Source organism: Ottowia sp. VDI28, assembly GCF_049532675.1.
In the GTDB taxonomy this organism is placed as follows: Bacteria; Pseudomonadota; Gammaproteobacteria; order Burkholderiales; family Burkholderiaceae_C; genus Ottowia.
In genome coordinates this window covers 5,970,947-5,986,742 of the sequence record NZ_CP149820.1, presented here as the reverse complement: position 1 = coordinate 5,986,742, position 15,796 = coordinate 5,970,947, and the positions used below count along the sequence as shown (strand labels likewise).

The window sequence follows — 15,796 nt, the reverse complement described above, 5'->3', positions numbered from 1 at the left end:
TCAAAGCTGCGCGTCGAAGAAGTTGCCGGCCTCCAGGCGGATTACCGCCTCGGCTTCGTTGAACCATACGCCCAATGGATTCTTGCCTTCCGCCACGGTAGCCAACTGGCGTTGCAGCAGACGCCGGAACATGACCAAACCCTGATCGGAGGTGGCGAGGTGCTCGTCGGAGTGCAGCGTGATAGGCCCTTGGCCCACCTGGGCTTCCCGGTCATCCGGGAAGAGGCGGCGTTCTTCTTCCGTCATGTCCTCCCAGAGCTTGCCGTTGTGCAGAACGCGGCGCTCGCGGATGACCGTGGCATCCTTGGCGACGACACCGGCCGTGAAAGTCGTGAAGTGGGTGTCGTCCACGGGAAGCGTCCATTCGATGCGGTCCACGGGCCCTTTTTTGCCGAACGCGTCTGGCACGCTCCGCACGTTGGGGCTCAATACTTCGGTCACGCGCAGGAAGAGCTTGCCGTCGTCAAGTTGCCGGTGCTGCGTGGCCTTCACGCCGCCTGCCGTCAAGGACCACTTGACCTCGGGCATCACCGCCATTTCCGGGATGAATTGCAAACCACTGAAGTTGCTGTGTAAAACCGCGACGTGGAAGGTGTCGAGCGCGTTCTCGAAGTACTGCAGCCAATTGCAGTCCGCAATCGCTGGCCCGCCAGAAGCAAAGGCCTTCTGCTCACCCAGGATTTTCTGATCAGGCCCCGCACCTTCGAGTGCATCCACGCGCGGCAGCACCGGTATTTTTTCGGGTGGCCCCATGTAGGCGAAGACAAGATCATAGGCGTCGCGCACGGGATACCAGGGCTGCCTTACCTTGCCGCGGTGAGCGCCGCCACCGGGCTCGCACGGCTGCTCAACACAGTGTCCTTCCACATCAAAAAGCCAGCCGTGGTAGCAGCAGCGAATACCTCGTTCTTCCACCTTGCCGTAGTACAGCGAGGTACCGCGATGCGCGCAACGAGGGTGCACCAGTCCGGGCCGGCCTGACTTGTCACGGAAAAGTATCAGCTCCTCACCGAGCGCGCGGATGAGCTTGGGCGTGGTGGTGGCATCGCGAGCCAAGGCGACCGGTTGCCAGTAACGGCGCAGCAGTTCACCCATGGGGGTGCCTTGTCCAACTTCGGTGAGAGTGGCGTTGTGCGTGCCTGGAGGGCGCTTGTAAAGCGAGCCACTATGCAGCCTGTTGGTGTCTATGGATGTGGTCTGCATATCGATGCTGTCTCCTTGGTGGCTGGCCGTCGGCCGGTTCGTGGGTAGGGGAAAAGGCGATCAATTAATGAAGATATTAATAATGAATATCTTCATTGTCAACGCGTCGAACGCGCAAGAAAACGACTCTGGCGCGATCGGTCCGCCGCTATACTGCGCCGCTACAGCGCCATCAAACAGGCGCTCTTCAACCTACTCGCGCATGCCTGCCCGTCATCCGAACGTTGCCCAGTCGCTAATGCTCGCCCGAGAGGCCATGCTGCGGCCTTTCCGGCCGATCTTCAAAGCGCATGGACTCACTGGCCAGCAGTGGCGCGTGGTTCGTACCTTGCAAGACTCGCCTGATGGCTTGAGCTCGAACGAAATAGCCTCGGCCTGCCAGATCCTGGCGCCCAGCATGTCCCAGATCCTGGCAGGCATGGAGAAGAATGGGTTGGTGGTGCGTGCCCGCTCGGATCAGGATCAGCGCAGGCAGACCATCACGCTCACGCCTGCCGGAATGGAGCTCGCCAATAAGCTGACGCCCTTGGTGGAGCGTCAATATGTGCTGATGGAGCGTGTCGTGGGCAAGGCGCTTTTCAAGGAAACGCTGGACGCATTGGCTCGCCTGCGCGCAGCTCTTGAGACAGACATCCCCAACGTGATGGATGAGCAACCCGCCAAGACGCCTCGGCGGCCAGCGCGCTGAAAGCCGCGCAAACCCGTCTCAGGACACTTGCTGGGGGTTGGCGATCAGGGGGTATCCTGGTGGATGACGCCGTCGCGTTCCAACCGTTCGATTTCTTCATCGCCGAAACCGAATTCGCTCAATACCTCGCGGGAGTGCTGGCCGACTTTCGGCGCGATGGAGGTGGCGTGCCGGGAAATCGTGCCGTTGAGCACGACGGGAGAACCCAGGCCCCGGGTGGTGCCGCCCATGCCGTTGTCCACATCGATGACCATGCCCACCGCTTTGGTCTGCTCATGCTCCAGCGCCTGGCCCGGTGTGTTGACCGGCCCGGCGGGAACACCTGCGGCGTCGAAACGGGCGCACCAGGTGGAGACATCATCGGAAGCCAGAACCGCTTCGAGCAAATCCTGTAGTTCCCGGCTGTGCTGGACCCGCAATTGAGGTGTTTCGAACCTGGCGTCCTGTTGCCACTCAGGATGACCGAGCACTTCGCAGATCCGGACCCAGGCATTCTGGTTTGCTCCGCCAACCGCCACACCGCCATCCTTGCACTGGAAGACCTGATAAGGCGCAATCAGTGCATGCGCCGTGCCCAGTGGCTGTGTATTGGCTCCAGTGGAAAAGTAGGTGGCCGCCAGCCAGTAGGTTTGCTGCATGGCGGCCTGAAGCAGGGAGGTCTCGACCTTCTGCCCCTGGCCGGAACGCAGGCGCTGGATGTAGGCCGCCAGAATGCCGAAGGCGCACAGAATGCCGGCGTTGATGTCCGCGATGGAAACGCCGGGCTTCACCGGCGGCCGGCCGGGTTCGCCCGTCACGCTGATCAGCCCGCTGAAGGCCTGGAGAATCAGATCGAAGCCGCCCTTGTCGGCGAGTGGTCCTTCCCGCCCATATCCGCTGACGACCGCATAGATCAGCGCGGGGTTGACCTCATGCAGTTTCTCGAAACCCAGGCCGAGCTTGTCCATGACGCCCCGGCGGAAATTCTCGGTGATGACGTCCGACTGCCTGACCAGCCGGTACATCACTTCCTGGCCAGCCTTGGTACGGATATCCAAGGCAATGGAGCGCTTGCCGCGGTTGATCATCCGGAAGGAAGGCGGCAATGCCGGATCGCCCGGCTTCTGGTAGTGGCGGGCATCATCACCAGCCGGAAACTTCTCCACCTTGATCACGGTGGCGCCCAGATCGGCCAGCATCAGCCCGCACACCGGACCGGCCATGATCTGGGCCGCTTCGATGACCCGCACCCCCGCCAAGGGGAGATGCAGAGGGGATGCGGTGGGAGGGGGTTCATCTCAATGTCTTTCGAAGCGAGGCGCGCGGCGTTCAGCAAATGCCAGACAGCCTTCAGCAAAGTCATGGGAAGTTTGCGATTCCTGCTGCCGTTGGCGCAGGCGGGTTGGCTCGTAGTCGCCGCGCCCCAGCTCATTGATGGAGCGCTTCAGCGACTCGAGCGCCAGCGGCGCCAACGGGAGAATCTGATCCAGGCGGCGCTTCATGGCCGCCTGCAGATGTTCAGCGGGCACCAACTCTTGAACGTAGCCCATGCGGAGCAGTTCCGAGGCGCCGAAAGCCTCTGCGCTCAGAAAGGCGCGTTTGGCATTGGAGATTCCCAACCTCGATACATAGCGTGCCATACCCCCTGGGTAGTAGTGCATGCCCAGCGCGGCGGCTGGCATGCGCATCTCGATACCCTCCACACCGATCGCGAAATCGCAGGCGAGCACTAAGTCGGTCGCTCCGCCGTACACGCTGCCGTTCAAGGCGCAGATCGTCACTGGCCGCAATTGCTCCAGGGCGTCGGCTACCTGCTCGAAACGCGCATCAGGATGCTCGTCGCCGTGCTGGCCGATGTGATAGCCGGCGCAGAACACCGGCTTCGGTCCGTGAGCCTGACTCGTCAATACAACGGCTCGAATCTCGGTGGCGGCATTGATCCTGTCGAAGTGAGCGATCAAGGTACGCAGGTCGTCGTTGTGCAACCGGTTGCGATGGGCTGGCCGGCTCAACGTGATCGTCGCCACCGCACCGTCCAGGGTCAGTTCCGGAGATCCGCCTTCGGACAAGTGACTGGCATCAAATTTCACCATGCTCATTCCTCCGGCGTGAAGTGGCTAGCCTTCACGATGCTGGCCCAACGGGCCTGATCCGCTTTCATCATGGCGCCGAAGCTGGCCGGGTCGCCAGGAGCGGCGGGATCGAAGCCTGCCTTGGTCAAGGCTTCCTGTACGGGCTGGCTCCGCAGCGCCTGCTGGGCTTGATCAGAAAGGCGTTTGACCTGATCGGCAGGTACTCGGGCGGGGGCAAAGAGCCCGAACCATTCCAGCATGTTCAGATCACGAAATCCCGATTCCACGAAGGTCGGCACCTGGGGCAGTGCCTTGTTCCGCTGCGGGCCGGTCACGGCGAGCGCACGAAGCTTGCCTGCCTGGATTTGCGGCAGGGCGTTGGAGATGACCGCCATGTTGGAGGCGATCTGGCCGCCCAGCACGTCGTTCATGGCCTGGGCTCCTCCTTTGTAGGCTACATGCGTCATGGGCACCTGGCTGGCCCGCGCCAGCATGGCACCGATGAAGTGAGGCGTCGTGCCATTGCCGGGTGAGGCATAGGAGGCCTCCCGAGGATTCGCCTTGGCCCAGGCCAGGAAATCCGGAAGCGTCTTCACGTTCTCCGGCACCAGCGGACCCACGACCAGCACGAAGGGAAAAGAGGCTAGCTCGGTCACGGGCACGAAATCCCGGGCCATGTCGTAGTTGAGCTTGCGGTAGACATGCGGGTAGACGCTGACCATGGAGGAGGGAGTGATCAGCAAGGTGGCACCGTCGGCCTCCGAGGCCTTCACTGCCTCGATCGCGATGCGGCCTCCGGCCCCGGCCTTGTTCTCGACGATCAGGCTCTGGGCGTAGCCCGTCATCTGGCTGGCCAGAGCCCGGGCGATGAGATCTGCCGAGCCTCCAGGCGGAAACCCGACGACGATTCGTGCGGACTTGCCGAGCTGGGCGAACGAGGTCGAGGGTAGCCACAGGCCGGCGGCGGATCCTGTAAGGGCACACATGAGTTGGCGTCGCGTAGGCATGCTTGTCTCCGATGTTTTTTGATGCCGCGAGCCTACGCCTTGCCTGTTCTCCTGTGCGAGATCTATCATGTATATGATTGAAAATTCAGGATGTGAATGGCCGACTACCACGTCAAATCAGCGCAACGTGTGCTGGAGTTGCTTGAATTCTTCGCTGAGACCCGCCGGCCGGCGCTGGTGAAGGAGGTTTCGCAAGCGTTGGGCTACCCCCAATCGAGCACTTCCGTGCTACTCAAGAGCCTGGTGGAATCGGGGTATTTCGATTACGAAAGCCGCAGCGGCATGTATGTGCCCAATGTGCGCTTGGCCTTGGCCACCGCGTGGATCGAGGAGCAGCTTTTCACTGAGCAAGGATTGCTTCGGCTGATGCAGGGCATCCTGGATGCCTGCGGCCACACGGTAATGATCGGCACCCAGCAAGGCGTGCATGTGCGCTACCTGCATGTGCTGCAGGCGACTAGACAAGGCCGGTTTATCGCCAAGACCGGATCCCTTCGGCCTTTGTTCAGAAGTGCTCCAGGCCGCATGCTGCTGACCACGCATCCAGAAAAGAACATCGGCCTCTTGCTGCGCAAATCCAACGCGCTGGAGAACGATGAGCGGCTGCACGTGGAGCTCAAGGCGGCGCTTTCTGATCGGCGCAAAGCGATCCACAATGGCTATGCCATGTCGCTGGGAACATCGACACCGGGCGCCTCAGCACTGGCGATACTTCTGCCCGTTCCACGTGGTCACGAGCCGCTGACGCTGAGTTTGGGCGGGCCCATCAACGAAATCGAATCCGACCGGAAGACCTTGGTGGATCTGCTCTACAGCGCAACAGAGCCCTTCCGCAAAGCGGCGGACCGGCCAGCGGCCCGTATGGGTGAATGAAAGCATGCACGGGCACAGCCAGAGCCAACTCGCATGGCTCGGAATTCCGGTTCAGCTTATCCCTTGTTTGCCGTCCCAACCGCGCCGGATAGGCGCATTTCCTCGATGTCCCGTTCACCGTAGCCGCATTGCGCCAGGATGGCCATGGTATGTTCACCGCAGGACGGCGCGACCAAGGCGGCCTCATGCGCTGCTATCGGCAACCCGGGAATCCTCGGCATGGGCAAGTCTCGTGGCACGCCCGGTTGATGCAACCACCTCAAGGTGGAAGACCCGGTCTTGCTTTCCTGCTCTACAAAATCACCGTAGGTATTGAGCCGTTCGAACAGAATATCCGCCGCGCCAAGGCGGTCGGACAGTTCCGCCAGCGTCAAGCGCTTGAACAGAGGACGCATCTCCTCGCGAAGTTCCTTGGCCCTCCGATTTCTCAGGTTCCTGTGGTTGTAGCGCTCATCGAAGGCAAGCCCGGAAGCGCCGAGGGCCGTACACAGCGCCTGCCAATCAGTCTCCTGAATGACCTGGACTTGCAACCAGCCGTCGGCCGCCTCGAATGAGCCGCTGGGAGGCGTGGAGACGGGGGCATTTTCGCCATCGAGCCACGTTGCCAGCAGACGCACTGCGACGAGCGACGCGGAGGCTTCCAGAAGGCTGATTTCGATGTGGCGCCCTGATGGCTCCGGCGCCGTTTGCCTGGCGAAGAGCGCGGCCGAGACGGCGTGGACCGCGTAGAGCGAGGTGCTCATGTCCACGATGGAAACCGGAATACGCTGCGGCGTTCCATCCTCTCCCCGGTTCGCAGATACCAGTCCCGTGTAGGCCTGAAGTACTGGATCCATGGCGGCTTTTGCCTTCAGCGGATGTTCCGGGCCAAATCCGGAAATGGAGAGATAGATGATTCTTGGGGCTCGCTGGGCGACTTCGGCATAGCCGAATCCCAGACGTGCGAGGACGCCCGGGCGGAAGCCTTCGATCATGACATCGGCATCGGCCAACAACCGCCAGAGAATTTCCTTGCCCTTGGGGTGCTTCAAGTCCAGTGCAATGCTGCGCTTGCCCAGGTTGGCCGCCACGGAAAACGCGGTGTGGTCGCCGTAGTTCTGGTTGAGAATGCGGCTCCAGTCACCCGCGGGCGGTTCGACCTTGATGACATCCGCGCCATGCTGTGCCAGCAGCATGCCCACATAAGGAGCCGCCAGGCCCTGGCTCAGATCAATGACCTTCAGTCCTGCATAGGGTTTCTCATAACTCATGAAATCCCCGGCTGGATGGTCTTGGGGAGGGTGGCCGGCTCGCCGATGCGCCAATGCAGGAGCGAAAAGGGCTCGGGACGATCGAGGTGGTGTTCAAAGACGCCGGTGACCTCGGTACCAATGCGCACCTCCTGGGCGGGGTCTCCCAGCAGATTTCCGACCATCCGGATACGTCCCGCCTGCGCCAGTTCCACCAGAACAATCAGGTACGGGCCGTGCCCGTGCAAGGCGGGGTGAACCGGATGCCAAGCCCGTTCCCAACTGAAAATCGTTCCGCGCGGGGCCACTTGAACCCAGGAGAGATCGAACGAGTGGCAGTGATGGCATATCCACTCCGGGCCGAACTGCCATGTGCCGCAGGCCGTGCAGCGCTGCACGAGCAACTGCTCCTGCTGCAATCCTTTCCAGTAAGGCGCGCTGAGGCCGTCGGCTTCGGGCACTGGTGCTGGCAGCCCGGATGGAAGATAGTGTGTCGCGGGGGTGTTCACAGCGTCGCCTCCGATCCGAGCAGAATGCTGCTGACCGGCGTCACCATCGGGCCGCCAATGACCAGGGCCACATCACTGCGGGGAGCTTGATTGGTCGATTGGCCGCGTACCTGGCGCACGGCTTCAAGCACCTGCTCGAACCCATGCATGTAGCACTCGGCCAGATTGCCCCCGCTGGTATTGAGCGGAAGGCGGCCATGGGGTGCGGTCAAGTTGTGCAGTTGGAGGAACTCGTTGGCCTCTTCGGGCTGGAAGAATCCATGCTCAGCCAGCGCCATGAGGACGCCTCCCGTGAAGTTCTCGTAGCTTTGCACCACGCCCACGTCTTTCGGTGTCAGGCCAGCCATGCGGTACAGATCGGCGGCGACTGTCCGGAAGCTGGCGCTCGCATAGTCTGGCGCATTGTGAGGTCCTGCACCGCAACGGTATTGGGATCCGCTGGCTCCGCCGAGCAGGTAGACCGGCTTGTTCGGAAAATCCTTGGCCCGTTCGGCGGAAACGATGATGACCGCCGCCGCTCCGTCGTTTTCCATGCAGCAGTCGAACAGATGGAAGGGCTCTGTGATCCATCGTGAAGCGTCGTACTTCTCCTCGTCGAGGGGTTTGCCATACATAAGCGCGCGCGGGTTGTTCTGCGCATGGTGGTAGGAAGCCATCGCGATGGCGCGCAGGGCCTCCTGCCCAATACCGTGGTCATGCATGAATCGCCGGGTTTTCATGGCGAACCGGTGAGCGGGGGAGATCAAGCCATAAGGCGCCTGGTAGGCCATCTCTCCTGACACGGTAGTGGCCGCATTGCCATGTCCGAACCGTCCGTACTGGCCTTGCGCGAGAGACCTGAAGGCCACCACGCAATCCGCCAGACCGGTGGCGACGGCTGCCGCGGCGTTGGTGACGGATGCGCAGTTGCCGCCGCCACCACCACCCCATTGCATGAGGGCGCAGCGCAGCTGGCGTACGCCAAGGGCCGCCGCAAACCGGGAGGCATCGCTCCGGTCATTGCTATAGGAAGAGAAACCATCGATTTCCCGTGGATCGATGCCAGCATCACGGCACGCGGCCAGCACGGCTTTGAGCGCGAGTTTGAACTCCGCGTCTGGGCTCTGGCCATGCTTGTAGTAATCGGTTTCACCAATCCCCACCAGCGCGGTTTTGCCTTTGAGTGTCCTTTCAGGCATGTTCTTTTCGATTACTCCATCTTGATGTTGGCCGCCCGCACCACTTCTGTCCATCTGGCAATCTCGGCGTCCACGAACTTGCCGAACTCGAGAGGTGGCAGGGGTTGGGGCTCTTGTCCTGAACTGAGCATCTGCGGTTGGATCGCGGGATCGAGCAAGGCTTCGCGCATGGCGGCGTAAATGGCGTCCCGCACCGGCGCTGGGAGGCCGGCCGGGCCAAACAGGCCGATCCATCCGGAGACCGAGATGGGAAGGCCTTGCTCCGCCGCCGTGGGAATGTCTGGTGCGAAGGCCACTCGCTTATCCGACAGGACCGCCAAGGCGCGAAGCTTGCCTGCGCGGATATGAGGCAACAGCGTGGCGTAATACACCATGAGCTGCACGTGGCCCGCCATCAGATCGGTGACCGCGCGGGACGCATCTTTGTACGGCACATGGACCAGGTTGGCACCTGTCTTGAGCTTCAACAACTCCGTCGCGAGGTGTCCCGAGCCGCCACTACCGCTCGACGCATAGCTGACCCCCGCAGGCTGCTGCTTCGACCATGCGACGAACTCTGAAATATTCTTCGCCGGTACCGCGGGATGAATGGCGACGATCGCGGGTGGAACCACCGCCAGCCCGATGGGTGTGAAATCAGTGCGGACGTTATAGGGCATCCCCGGCATCAGCGGGACAAGGGCCGCATGCGATGCCACCGTTCCCGCAACGAGGGTATAGCCGTCAGGCGGTGATTTGGCGACGAATTCGCTGCCAATGATGCCCGTGCCGCCCGCGCGGTTCTCTATCACTATCGGTTGCCCGAGTTTTTCCGCCATGCGTGGCGCGATTAGTCTCATCGCAATGTCGGTGGAAGAACCGGCACCGTAGGGGATGATGATCCGGATGGGCTTGCTGGGAAAGTGGGGTTGGGGCGTGCTGCTTTGTGCAGCGGCCTGGGGTGCATACGCCGCTGCGATCAAGGCGCCTGCGGCACCTGCCACCATGCGCCGGCGGGTCGCATCGATGTATTGAGGATCCTGTTCAGACGTCATATCCGTGTGATCTCCAAAGAGGGCAGCCCGAGAAAGGCTACCGAATCGTAGAGAGTCGGTCTGTTCAGGTAAAGTTTGTTGTCTCAAACGGTCGTCCAGTTTTTCTCAACAAACTGACTATGGTCGAATCCACTTCATTCGTCCCGCGGCTTTCGATTTCGCACCTGCTGCATTTCCTTCTGGTGGCGGAGAGCGGTGGTTTCCGCGCGGCGGCCACTTTGGCGAATCGGTCCGTGTCCGCGCTTTCGCTATCCATCAAGGAGGCGGAGGCGCGACTGGGCCAACTGTTGTTCGAGCCGGAAAACCGCAATGTCCTCACGCCGTTCGGACATCAATGCCTTCCGATGGTCCGAGACCTGGTCAGGCAGCACAGGGCGGTGAGCGACTCCATGGAGAAGCTGGCGCGGGGTGAATCCGGCGAGATCGTGATCGCGTGTATCGTCACCGCGATTTCGTATTGGCTGCCGAATCTGATGCCTGCCTACGTGCGCGAGCATCCCAATGTGAAGATCCATCTGCTCGACGACCATTCAGCCAACATCGAGCGCATGGCCCTGGCGGACGAAATCGATCTTGGCCTGTGCACCCCGGTCAGTCATGATCCGCGCCTGTCGTTCGAAGGATTGGTGACCGATCGCTTCGGACTGGTTTGCCGCCGTGACCATCCCCTGGCGAACCGCACCAGCATCACATGGGCGGAGCTATCCGGCTTGCCTCTGATCGGCACTACTGCGCACCGCCCCTTGATGGATTTCGAACCGGCGGAGCCGCTCAGGCGGGCGACACTGTTCACATCGCAGATGACGGCGCTTCTGTCGATGCTTCACCATGGCATGGGTGTGACGGTTTTGCCCCGGCTGGGTGTACCCCCAGGCCAGGATGAGATTACCTATATTCCTCTGATCCAACCAGTGCAGACCCGCGTGGTGGGAATTTTGACCCGCACAGGGCGTACCGCTTCGCCAGCAGTTCAGGCCATGATCGCCATGTTGCGCGAGTACTGCCACTAGGCGTTTGTTGGAAAAAAGGCTCCAGGATCTCACGGAAAGGACATGGCACACATGAAAATTGAGTCTGTTTCCCCCATTCTCTCGGTGAACGATCTACAGCAGTCAATAGACTTCTACCGGAATGTGCTTGGATTCGATCTGGCTTGGTCCTGGGGCGAGCCACCGGATATCGCGGCGGTTTGCCGTGACGCGGTGGAGATCACATTGGTACAGCGTGCGGAAGCCCATCCTCCTGGTGCATCGCATATCTATCTGCGCGTATCGGAGATAGACGCATACCATGCGGGCCTCGTGGAGGCGGGCGTCAATATCATCGTTCCCATGGGCGATCGTCCCTATGGCATGCGCGATTGCCGGATAGCCGACCCCAGCGGCAATGAGCTGTCGATCGGGCAAGTCATCTCTGGTGAGGGTCAAGGCTAGCGACTCATCTGTGCCAGGGCTGCCTTGCAATGCGAATGATTCTGGCGCGACTGCATTGATTACAAGGAGCGAGCGCGGTTCTCCGCGGTGCGCGGGTTCCTTGGCTTATGCAGGTCGTACTCAGTATCAATCATCCGCCGTGAAGCCGGTGGCCTTGACGATCTCGCGGTAGCGTTCCCAACTGGCCTTCACTGTGGCGGCGAATTCAGGAACGTTCTGTGCGTCGGCTTCCGTGCCCACCTTGGCTAGGGCTTCTACCCCCTTGTCGGAGCGCACGTAGGTAGAGATGGCCGCATTGGCCCGAGCCACCAGTTCCGGCGTGGTCTTTGCCGGTGCCAGTACGCCCGACCAGTCCTGAAAGACGATGTCGGGGTAGCCCAGTTCCACCATGGTTGGTTCCTGGGGCAGGAAGCGCGAGCGCTGCCTACCGGTGACAGCCAGGATCCGGAGCTTTCCTTCGGCCGCATGCGGCATGATCTCGGGCAGCGGGCTGACAGTCGAGCTGATATGACCGCCCAGCAAGTCCACCACGGCTGGTGCGCCCCCTTTGTAGGGAACCAGGCGCAGGTCGAAGCCAGCGGCATGTGCGAAGGTCACGCCAGCGAAGTGCTGGCCCGACCCGCTACCCGTACCGAAATTGGACTTCGAAGGATTGGCTTTGCACCAGGCTACGAAATCAGCCAGTTTCGTAACGGTAGCCGGGACGGCGGGACCGACGGCCAATCCCAGCATGCCTTTGGCCGAGGCGGCCACGGGAACGAAGTCCGCCATCGCATCGTAGGGCAGGCGCCGGTAGATATGAGGGAAGATGGCGATCGGAAATGCCGGCGTGTAGAGCAGGGTGGCTCCGTCGGCGGGCCGCTGCTTCACATATTCCACCCCGATTCGGCCACCGGCCCCGGCCCGGTTTTCTACCACCACGTTCTCTGCATATGCCCCGCGCAGAGCGTGTTCGGCAAGGAGCCGGGCAACGGCATCCGTGGCACCCCCTGCGGGGAAGGGCACCACCAGCGTGAGCTGCTTGACTGGCGGCGCGGACTGCGCTTGTACGGCACGAGGCACCAGCGCCGCAGGCGCGGCGAGTGCCGCAAGGGCATGAATGAACTGACGGCGATCGGTCATCGGATGTCTCCTGTGGTGATTGGAAACTGCTGCGAAATCGTCAGCCCGCAATCTGGTGCAGCAAGGGCTCTCCGGCTATGAAGCGCCGCAAGTTCTCCGCAGCGCCCTGAGCAAGCCGCCGGGCACTGGCGGGGCTGCCCGATCCAGCAAAATGGGGCGACAAGATCAAGTTTGGGCTGTCCCACAGCGGGTCGCTGGCGGGCAGCGGCTCTGGGTCTGTCACATCCAGCGCGGCGCCTGCCAACTGCTTGTCGTGCAAGGCCTTGCGCAGCGCCACTTGGTCTACTACGCCGCCGCGCGCCACATTCACCAGAAGCGCCCCTGGCTTGAGCGCAGAAAGCGCCGTATCGTTGATGAGGTGGTGGGTATCCGTGGTCAATGCCACTGAAATCATCACGGCGTCGGCGCGTGCCAGCACCTCGTGCAACCGGCTTATCGGCAGACCTTCGTCGACCAACCCATCGGCAGCGGGTGCCATCCGTGACAACGCCACGATGCGGGCCCCAAACGGTTTGGCGCGCTTGGCGATCTCGCGGCCGATCTGCCCATAACCCACGATCACCAAGGTCTTGTCTTCCAGTGCCCAGGCACGCGATGCCGGTGGCGTGCGGTCCCAGCGGCGCTTTGCCTGCTGGGCCAGCACATCGGCGATGCGGCGCCCCGCGGCCAGCAGTAAAGCCATGGCGTGTTCGGCCACGGCTGGCGCCGCTGCGCCGGCCGCATAGGTTACAGCCACGCCGGCGGGCAGGCCCACCGCTTCGAAACCCTCCCTTCCGGCGGAGACGAAGTGCATCCAGCGGACCGTACCGCCAGCCCTGATAGCCTCGGCCACCTGACGGGCTTCGACCTCGGGGGCGTCGGCCAGCACGATCCCAGTAGCTCCTTGCAGGGCGTCAAGTACTTGGGGCAGCGCGTCCGCCACCACCAACTCCACACCCGGTTGGGCGCTGAGCTGTTCTGTGATCAAGGCCTTGCCAATCTGGATCTTGGGCCAATAGACGATGCGCATGGGTAGTCTCCTTGTTCGTTTCTTTGATCGGATCAGGCAGCGCGCACGGGGTGCGCCCGCAGTGCGTCTTCGTTTACGTCGGCGCCCCAGCCGGGGGTGTTCGGCACCAGAAGATGTCCGGCTTCCATCACCGGGCATTGGGTGACGAAATCACGCGTCCACGGAGCCTCGTCCGGGCGAAGCTCCATGATCCGTATGTTGGGCAAGGCTGCGCACAGTTGCAGGCTCATCAGGTTGCCGAGTTCACCGACGGGGTTGTGCGGCGCGATATGGGTCTCGAACGCATCGGCCAGCGTGGCGATGCGTACGGATTGCCAGACGCCATTCCACATCGGGTCGATGATGGCCGTGTCCACCGAACGGCCAGCCAGATAAGGCCGGTACTCGGCCAGGCCATGCATGGCCTCGAGCGAGGCAATTGGCGTGCTGGTGTGGTTGCGGATGTGAGCCAACGCCTCGGGATCGCGAATGTCCAGCTCCAGCCAGTACATGTTCAGCGGTTCCAACCGGCGGGCCAGGCGAAGGTAGCCTTCCGGGCGCTGGCTGAAGCTCACGTCCAGCATCAGAGGCATATGCGGGCCGATGCCTTCGCGCAGGGCGCTCAATTGGTCCACCACCGCCTGCAGATGGGCATCGTTGATGCTTCGGTCTAGAAAGCCCGGGGCAATACGGAAGCCGCCGTTGAACATATAAGGCTGTTCGCGGTCGAAGAACACCGGGTTGGTTTTGACGCCCATGAAACCCTGGGCCACAGCTTCGCGCCCGAGGCGGGTGAAGTCATCCAGGGTGCGCACCGGTTCGTAGCCCAGTTCCTCGTAGAGAGCCGCATGGCGCACGCGGTAACTGCCGCAATGAGTCCAGTACACCGGTACACGGTCGCGGAACGGCCCGCCGAATAGCTGGTAGACAGGTACGCCTAAGGCTTTGGCCGCAATGTCCAGGCAGGCGTTCTCGATGGCGGCCACCGCCTGGTGCGAGATACCGCCGGCCGAGACACGCGTGGTCGCCAGCAGTGATTCGCTGATGCGGCCAAAGTGCCGCGGGTCCATGCCTATCGCAAGTTTGCCAAATGCCAGAATCAGCGGGCTTAGCGTGGTGCCGGAAAAGCCGTCGTAGAACTCGGCCCAGCCGACCAAGCCTTCGTCGGTGCTGACCTTGATGTAGGAGCAGACGCGGTATCCGCCATCGGCCTGAAGGGTTTCAACTTTGGTGATTCTCATGAGGTTTCCTCGGGGGCCAGCGCAGACGTGGCGTCCAGCAATTTGTGCAGGGTTTCATAGAGCGCTGTGCGTTCGGTGGGTGTCAGCACGTCCAGCAGGTGGGCCTGGCTGCGGCGCGCCACCGCTACCACCTTGCGGGCAAGGGCCCGCCCTTCGGGCGTGATGTCGACGATTAACCGGCGCCGGTGCGCTGCGTCCGCTTGGGTGCAGGTCAGTCCGCGGGCCTCCAGGTCACGCAGGATGCGGCCGGCATAGGCCTTGTCGAAGTACGAGGTGCGGCACAGTGCCGTCAGTTGCATCGGCGCAGACTCGTGAAGCCGAGCCAGCAGGCGCCACTCGGGCACGCTTAGCTCGTGCTGCCGAGCGTAGACGCTGGTGACGTCAGTTTGGATACGGTTGGCCACGCGCATCAACAGTGCGCTGGGGTAGTCCTCCAGCTTTAGCTTGTTGCCATGCGGGCCGGGGTCAAGCCATGGACAGTTGGAATTGCTGTCAGGCTCTCTTTTCAATGTAGACATGTCTACATATTAGGAATCCGAGCCTCTGGTCGATACGGGGCTTTCCCTTAGCTGACGCAGGAAACAGGAAGTGCGGCAATTGCACAGGGAAACGTTCTGGATGGCACGTCAAGTGCCGGTATCCGCTGTGTAGCGAACTTCTTGATCTAGGGGTAAATGGTTTCGCCGCGATCCAGCATGCCGACGAATTCCTCGATCTTGCGCACCCGTGTGGCGGGCTTCTTGGCGTTCTGTATCCGGAACAGGATGGCGTAGCGGTTCCGGCTGTTCAGGGCCGCAAAGAAGGCGCTGGCTTTGGGGTTGGCATCCAGGGCGGCTTGGAGATCATCTGGCACGACCGAGTTGCTGGCGGAGGCATAGGCGGCCTCCCAGCGGCCGTCCTCCTTGGCTTTCTCGATCTCCCGCAGGCCAGAGGGGCGCATTTTGCCCGCCGCGATCAATGCCTCGGCACGGCCTTTGTTGAGCTGGGACCAGATGCTTTTTGCGGACCGCCGAGTGAAGCGCTGCAGCCAGTAGGCTTCATCCTCGGTCTTTTTCTGGCCATCTATCCAGCCATGGCAAAGGGCGCTTTCCAGCGCTTGTGCGTAAGTCAGGGAGGGCTGCCCTGCGCCCTTCTTGGCAAGGCGCAGCCATATTCCGGCCGAGGTGCCGCCGTTCTGCGTCAGCCAGTTCTCCCATTCATTCTGATCAAGGAATGTCAAACGAGGCTCAGTCATGCGGCG

17 protein-coding genes are annotated in these 15,796 nt (G+C 61.9%); 4 read left to right on the top strand and 13 right to left on the bottom strand.

Features of this window, described 5'->3' with window-relative positions:
• A complete protein-coding gene (locus WJU18_RS28405) occupies positions 1 to 1,203 on the bottom strand; it encodes a Rieske 2Fe-2S domain-containing protein (protein ID WP_423457521.1) in 1,203 nt (400 codons plus the stop codon).
• Positions 1,204 to 1,459: 256 nt separating this feature from the next.
• Between WJU18_RS28405 and WJU18_RS28400 the strand changes: the two genes are divergently transcribed.
• Entirely contained in the window at positions 1,460 to 1,891 is a 432-nt protein-coding gene (locus WJU18_RS28400) for a MarR family transcriptional regulator (protein ID WP_423457519.1), read from the top strand.
• 44 nt (positions 1,892 to 1,935) lie between these two features.
• Here the strand turns inward: WJU18_RS28400 and WJU18_RS28395 are convergent, their stop codons facing one another.
• From WJU18_RS28395 to WJU18_RS28385, 3 genes are all read right to left on the bottom strand, one after another.
• Positions 1,936 to 3,093: a CaiB/BaiF CoA transferase family protein gene (locus WJU18_RS28395; RefSeq protein ID WP_423461118.1), complete on the bottom strand. Its 1,158-nt coding sequence runs from the start codon at positions 3,091 to 3,093 to the stop codon at positions 1,936 to 1,938.
• A gap of 75 nt (positions 3,094 to 3,168) precedes the next feature.
• On the bottom strand, positions 3,169 to 3,963 hold the full coding sequence (locus WJU18_RS28390; RefSeq protein WP_423457517.1) for an enoyl-CoA hydratase/isomerase family protein: 795 nt from the start codon (positions 3,961 to 3,963) through the stop codon (positions 3,169 to 3,171).
• A 2-nt stretch (positions 3,964 to 3,965) separates the two neighbouring features.
• Entirely contained in the window at positions 3,966 to 4,949 is a 984-nt protein-coding gene (locus WJU18_RS28385) for a Bug family tripartite tricarboxylate transporter substrate binding protein (RefSeq protein ID WP_423457515.1), read from the bottom strand.
• Positions 4,950 to 5,045: 96 nt separating this feature from the next.
• Between WJU18_RS28385 and WJU18_RS28380 the strand changes: the two genes are divergently transcribed.
• Positions 5,046 to 5,822: an IclR family transcriptional regulator gene (locus WJU18_RS28380; RefSeq protein WP_423457513.1), complete on the top strand. Its 777-nt coding sequence runs from the start codon at positions 5,046 to 5,048 to the stop codon at positions 5,820 to 5,822.
• Positions 5,823 to 5,878: 56 nt separating this feature from the next.
• Here WJU18_RS28380 and WJU18_RS28375 read toward each other — a convergent pair whose 3' ends face one another.
• The 4 genes from WJU18_RS28375 to WJU18_RS28360 are packed head-to-tail and all read right to left on the bottom strand — an operon-like array spanning position 5,879 to position 9,772.
• Positions 5,879 to 7,072, bottom strand: coding sequence for a CaiB/BaiF CoA transferase family protein (locus WJU18_RS28375; protein WP_423457511.1), 1,194 nt, complete (start codon positions 7,070 to 7,072; stop codon positions 5,879 to 5,881).
• On the bottom strand, positions 7,069 to 7,560 hold the full coding sequence (locus WJU18_RS28370) for a Zn-ribbon domain-containing OB-fold protein (protein WP_423457509.1): 492 nt from the start codon (positions 7,558 to 7,560) through the stop codon (positions 7,069 to 7,071). Before WJU18_RS28370 ends, WJU18_RS28375 begins: the two co-directional genes overlap by 4 nt.
• On the bottom strand, positions 7,557 to 8,738 hold the full coding sequence (locus WJU18_RS28365; protein ID WP_423457507.1) for a thiolase C-terminal domain-containing protein: 1,182 nt from the start codon (positions 8,736 to 8,738) through the stop codon (positions 7,557 to 7,559). Before WJU18_RS28365 ends, WJU18_RS28370 begins: the two co-directional genes overlap by 4 nt.
• Positions 8,739 to 8,749: 11 nt before the next feature.
• Positions 8,750 to 9,772 carry a Bug family tripartite tricarboxylate transporter substrate binding protein gene (locus tag WJU18_RS28360; RefSeq protein WP_423457505.1) on the bottom strand — a complete coding sequence of 341 codons (1,023 nt, stop codon included), beginning with the start codon at positions 9,770 to 9,772 and terminating at the stop codon, positions 8,750 to 8,752.
• A 119-nt stretch (positions 9,773 to 9,891) separates the two neighbouring features.
• On the opposite strand from WJU18_RS28360, the gene WJU18_RS28355 reads away from it, so the two are divergent.
• Positions 9,892 to 10,782: a LysR family transcriptional regulator gene (locus WJU18_RS28355; protein ID WP_423457503.1), complete on the top strand. Its 891-nt coding sequence runs from the start codon at positions 9,892 to 9,894 to the stop codon at positions 10,780 to 10,782.
• 51 nt (positions 10,783 to 10,833) lie between these two features.
• Positions 10,834 to 11,205: a VOC family protein gene (locus WJU18_RS28350; protein ID WP_423457501.1), complete on the top strand. Its 372-nt coding sequence runs from the start codon at positions 10,834 to 10,836 to the stop codon at positions 11,203 to 11,205.
• A gap of 126 nt (positions 11,206 to 11,331) precedes the next feature.
• Here WJU18_RS28350 and WJU18_RS28345 read toward each other — a convergent pair whose 3' ends face one another.
• The 5 genes from WJU18_RS28345 to WJU18_RS28325 all read right to left on the bottom strand — a co-directional run bounded on the left by WJU18_RS28345 (position 11,332) and on the right by WJU18_RS28325 (position 15,790).
• Positions 11,332 to 12,327, bottom strand: coding sequence for a Bug family tripartite tricarboxylate transporter substrate binding protein (locus WJU18_RS28345; protein ID WP_423457499.1), 996 nt, complete (start codon positions 12,325 to 12,327; stop codon positions 11,332 to 11,334).
• 40 nt (positions 12,328 to 12,367) lie between these two features.
• The gene (locus WJU18_RS28340; protein WP_423457497.1) at positions 12,368 to 13,336 is read right to left on the bottom strand and encodes a D-2-hydroxyacid dehydrogenase; all 969 of its coding nucleotides are present in this window, start codon (positions 13,334 to 13,336) and stop codon (positions 12,368 to 12,370) included.
• Positions 13,337 to 13,368: 32 nt separating this feature from the next.
• Positions 13,369 to 14,556, bottom strand: coding sequence for a mandelate racemase/muconate lactonizing enzyme family protein (locus tag WJU18_RS28335; protein ID WP_423457495.1), 1,188 nt, complete (start codon positions 14,554 to 14,556; stop codon positions 13,369 to 13,371).
• Positions 14,553 to 15,074, bottom strand: coding sequence for a MarR family winged helix-turn-helix transcriptional regulator (locus WJU18_RS28330; RefSeq protein ID WP_423457493.1), 522 nt, complete (start codon positions 15,072 to 15,074; stop codon positions 14,553 to 14,555). Before WJU18_RS28330 ends, WJU18_RS28335 begins: the two co-directional genes overlap by 4 nt.
• A 146-nt stretch (positions 15,075 to 15,220) precedes the next feature.
• Positions 15,221 to 15,790, bottom strand: coding sequence for a YdeI/OmpD-associated family protein (locus WJU18_RS28325; protein WP_423457491.1), 570 nt, complete (start codon positions 15,788 to 15,790; stop codon positions 15,221 to 15,223).
• Positions 15,791 to 15,796 lie beyond the last annotated feature (6 nt).

Coding starts and splice junctions, on each gene's coding strand:
- WJU18_RS28405 (WP_423457521.1), bottom strand. CDS start 1,203: ATGCAGACCACATCCATAGACACCAACAGGCTGCATAGTGGCTCGCTT.
- WJU18_RS28400 (WP_423457519.1), top strand. CDS start 1,460: ATGCTGCGGCCTTTCCGGCCGATCTTCAAAGCGCATGGACTCACTGGC.
- WJU18_RS28395 (WP_423461118.1), bottom strand. CDS start 3,093: ATGGCCGGTCCGGTGTGCGGGCTGATGCTGGCCGATCTGGGCGCCACC.
- WJU18_RS28390 (WP_423457517.1), bottom strand. CDS start 3,963: ATGGTGAAATTTGATGCCAGTCACTTGTCCGAAGGCGGATCTCCGGAA.
- WJU18_RS28385 (WP_423457515.1), bottom strand. CDS start 4,949: ATGCCTACGCGACGCCAACTCATGTGTGCCCTTACAGGATCCGCCGCC.
- WJU18_RS28380 (WP_423457513.1), top strand. CDS start 5,046: ATGGCCGACTACCACGTCAAATCAGCGCAACGTGTGCTGGAGTTGCTT.
- WJU18_RS28375 (WP_423457511.1), bottom strand. CDS start 7,072: ATGAGTTATGAGAAACCCTATGCAGGACTGAAGGTCATTGATCTGAGC.
- WJU18_RS28365 (WP_423457507.1), bottom strand. CDS start 8,738: ATGCCTGAAAGGACACTCAAAGGCAAAACCGCGCTGGTGGGGATTGGT.
- WJU18_RS28360 (WP_423457505.1), bottom strand. CDS start 9,772: ATGACGTCTGAACAGGATCCTCAATACATCGATGCGACCCGCCGGCGC.
- WJU18_RS28355 (WP_423457503.1), top strand. CDS start 9,892: ATGGTCGAATCCACTTCATTCGTCCCGCGGCTTTCGATTTCGCACCTG.
- WJU18_RS28350 (WP_423457501.1), top strand. CDS start 10,834: ATGAAAATTGAGTCTGTTTCCCCCATTCTCTCGGTGAACGATCTACAG.
- WJU18_RS28345 (WP_423457499.1), bottom strand. CDS start 12,327: ATGACCGATCGCCGTCAGTTCATTCATGCCCTTGCGGCACTCGCCGCG.
- WJU18_RS28340 (WP_423457497.1), bottom strand. CDS start 13,336: ATGCGCATCGTCTATTGGCCCAAGATCCAGATTGGCAAGGCCTTGATC.
- WJU18_RS28335 (WP_423457495.1), bottom strand. CDS start 14,556: ATGAGAATCACCAAAGTTGAAACCCTTCAGGCCGATGGCGGATACCGC.
- WJU18_RS28330 (WP_423457493.1), bottom strand. CDS start 15,074: ATGTCTACATTGAAAAGAGAGCCTGACAGCAATTCCAACTGTCCATGG.
- WJU18_RS28325 (WP_423457491.1), bottom strand. CDS start 15,790: ATGACTGAGCCTCGTTTGACATTCCTTGATCAGAATGAATGGGAGAAC.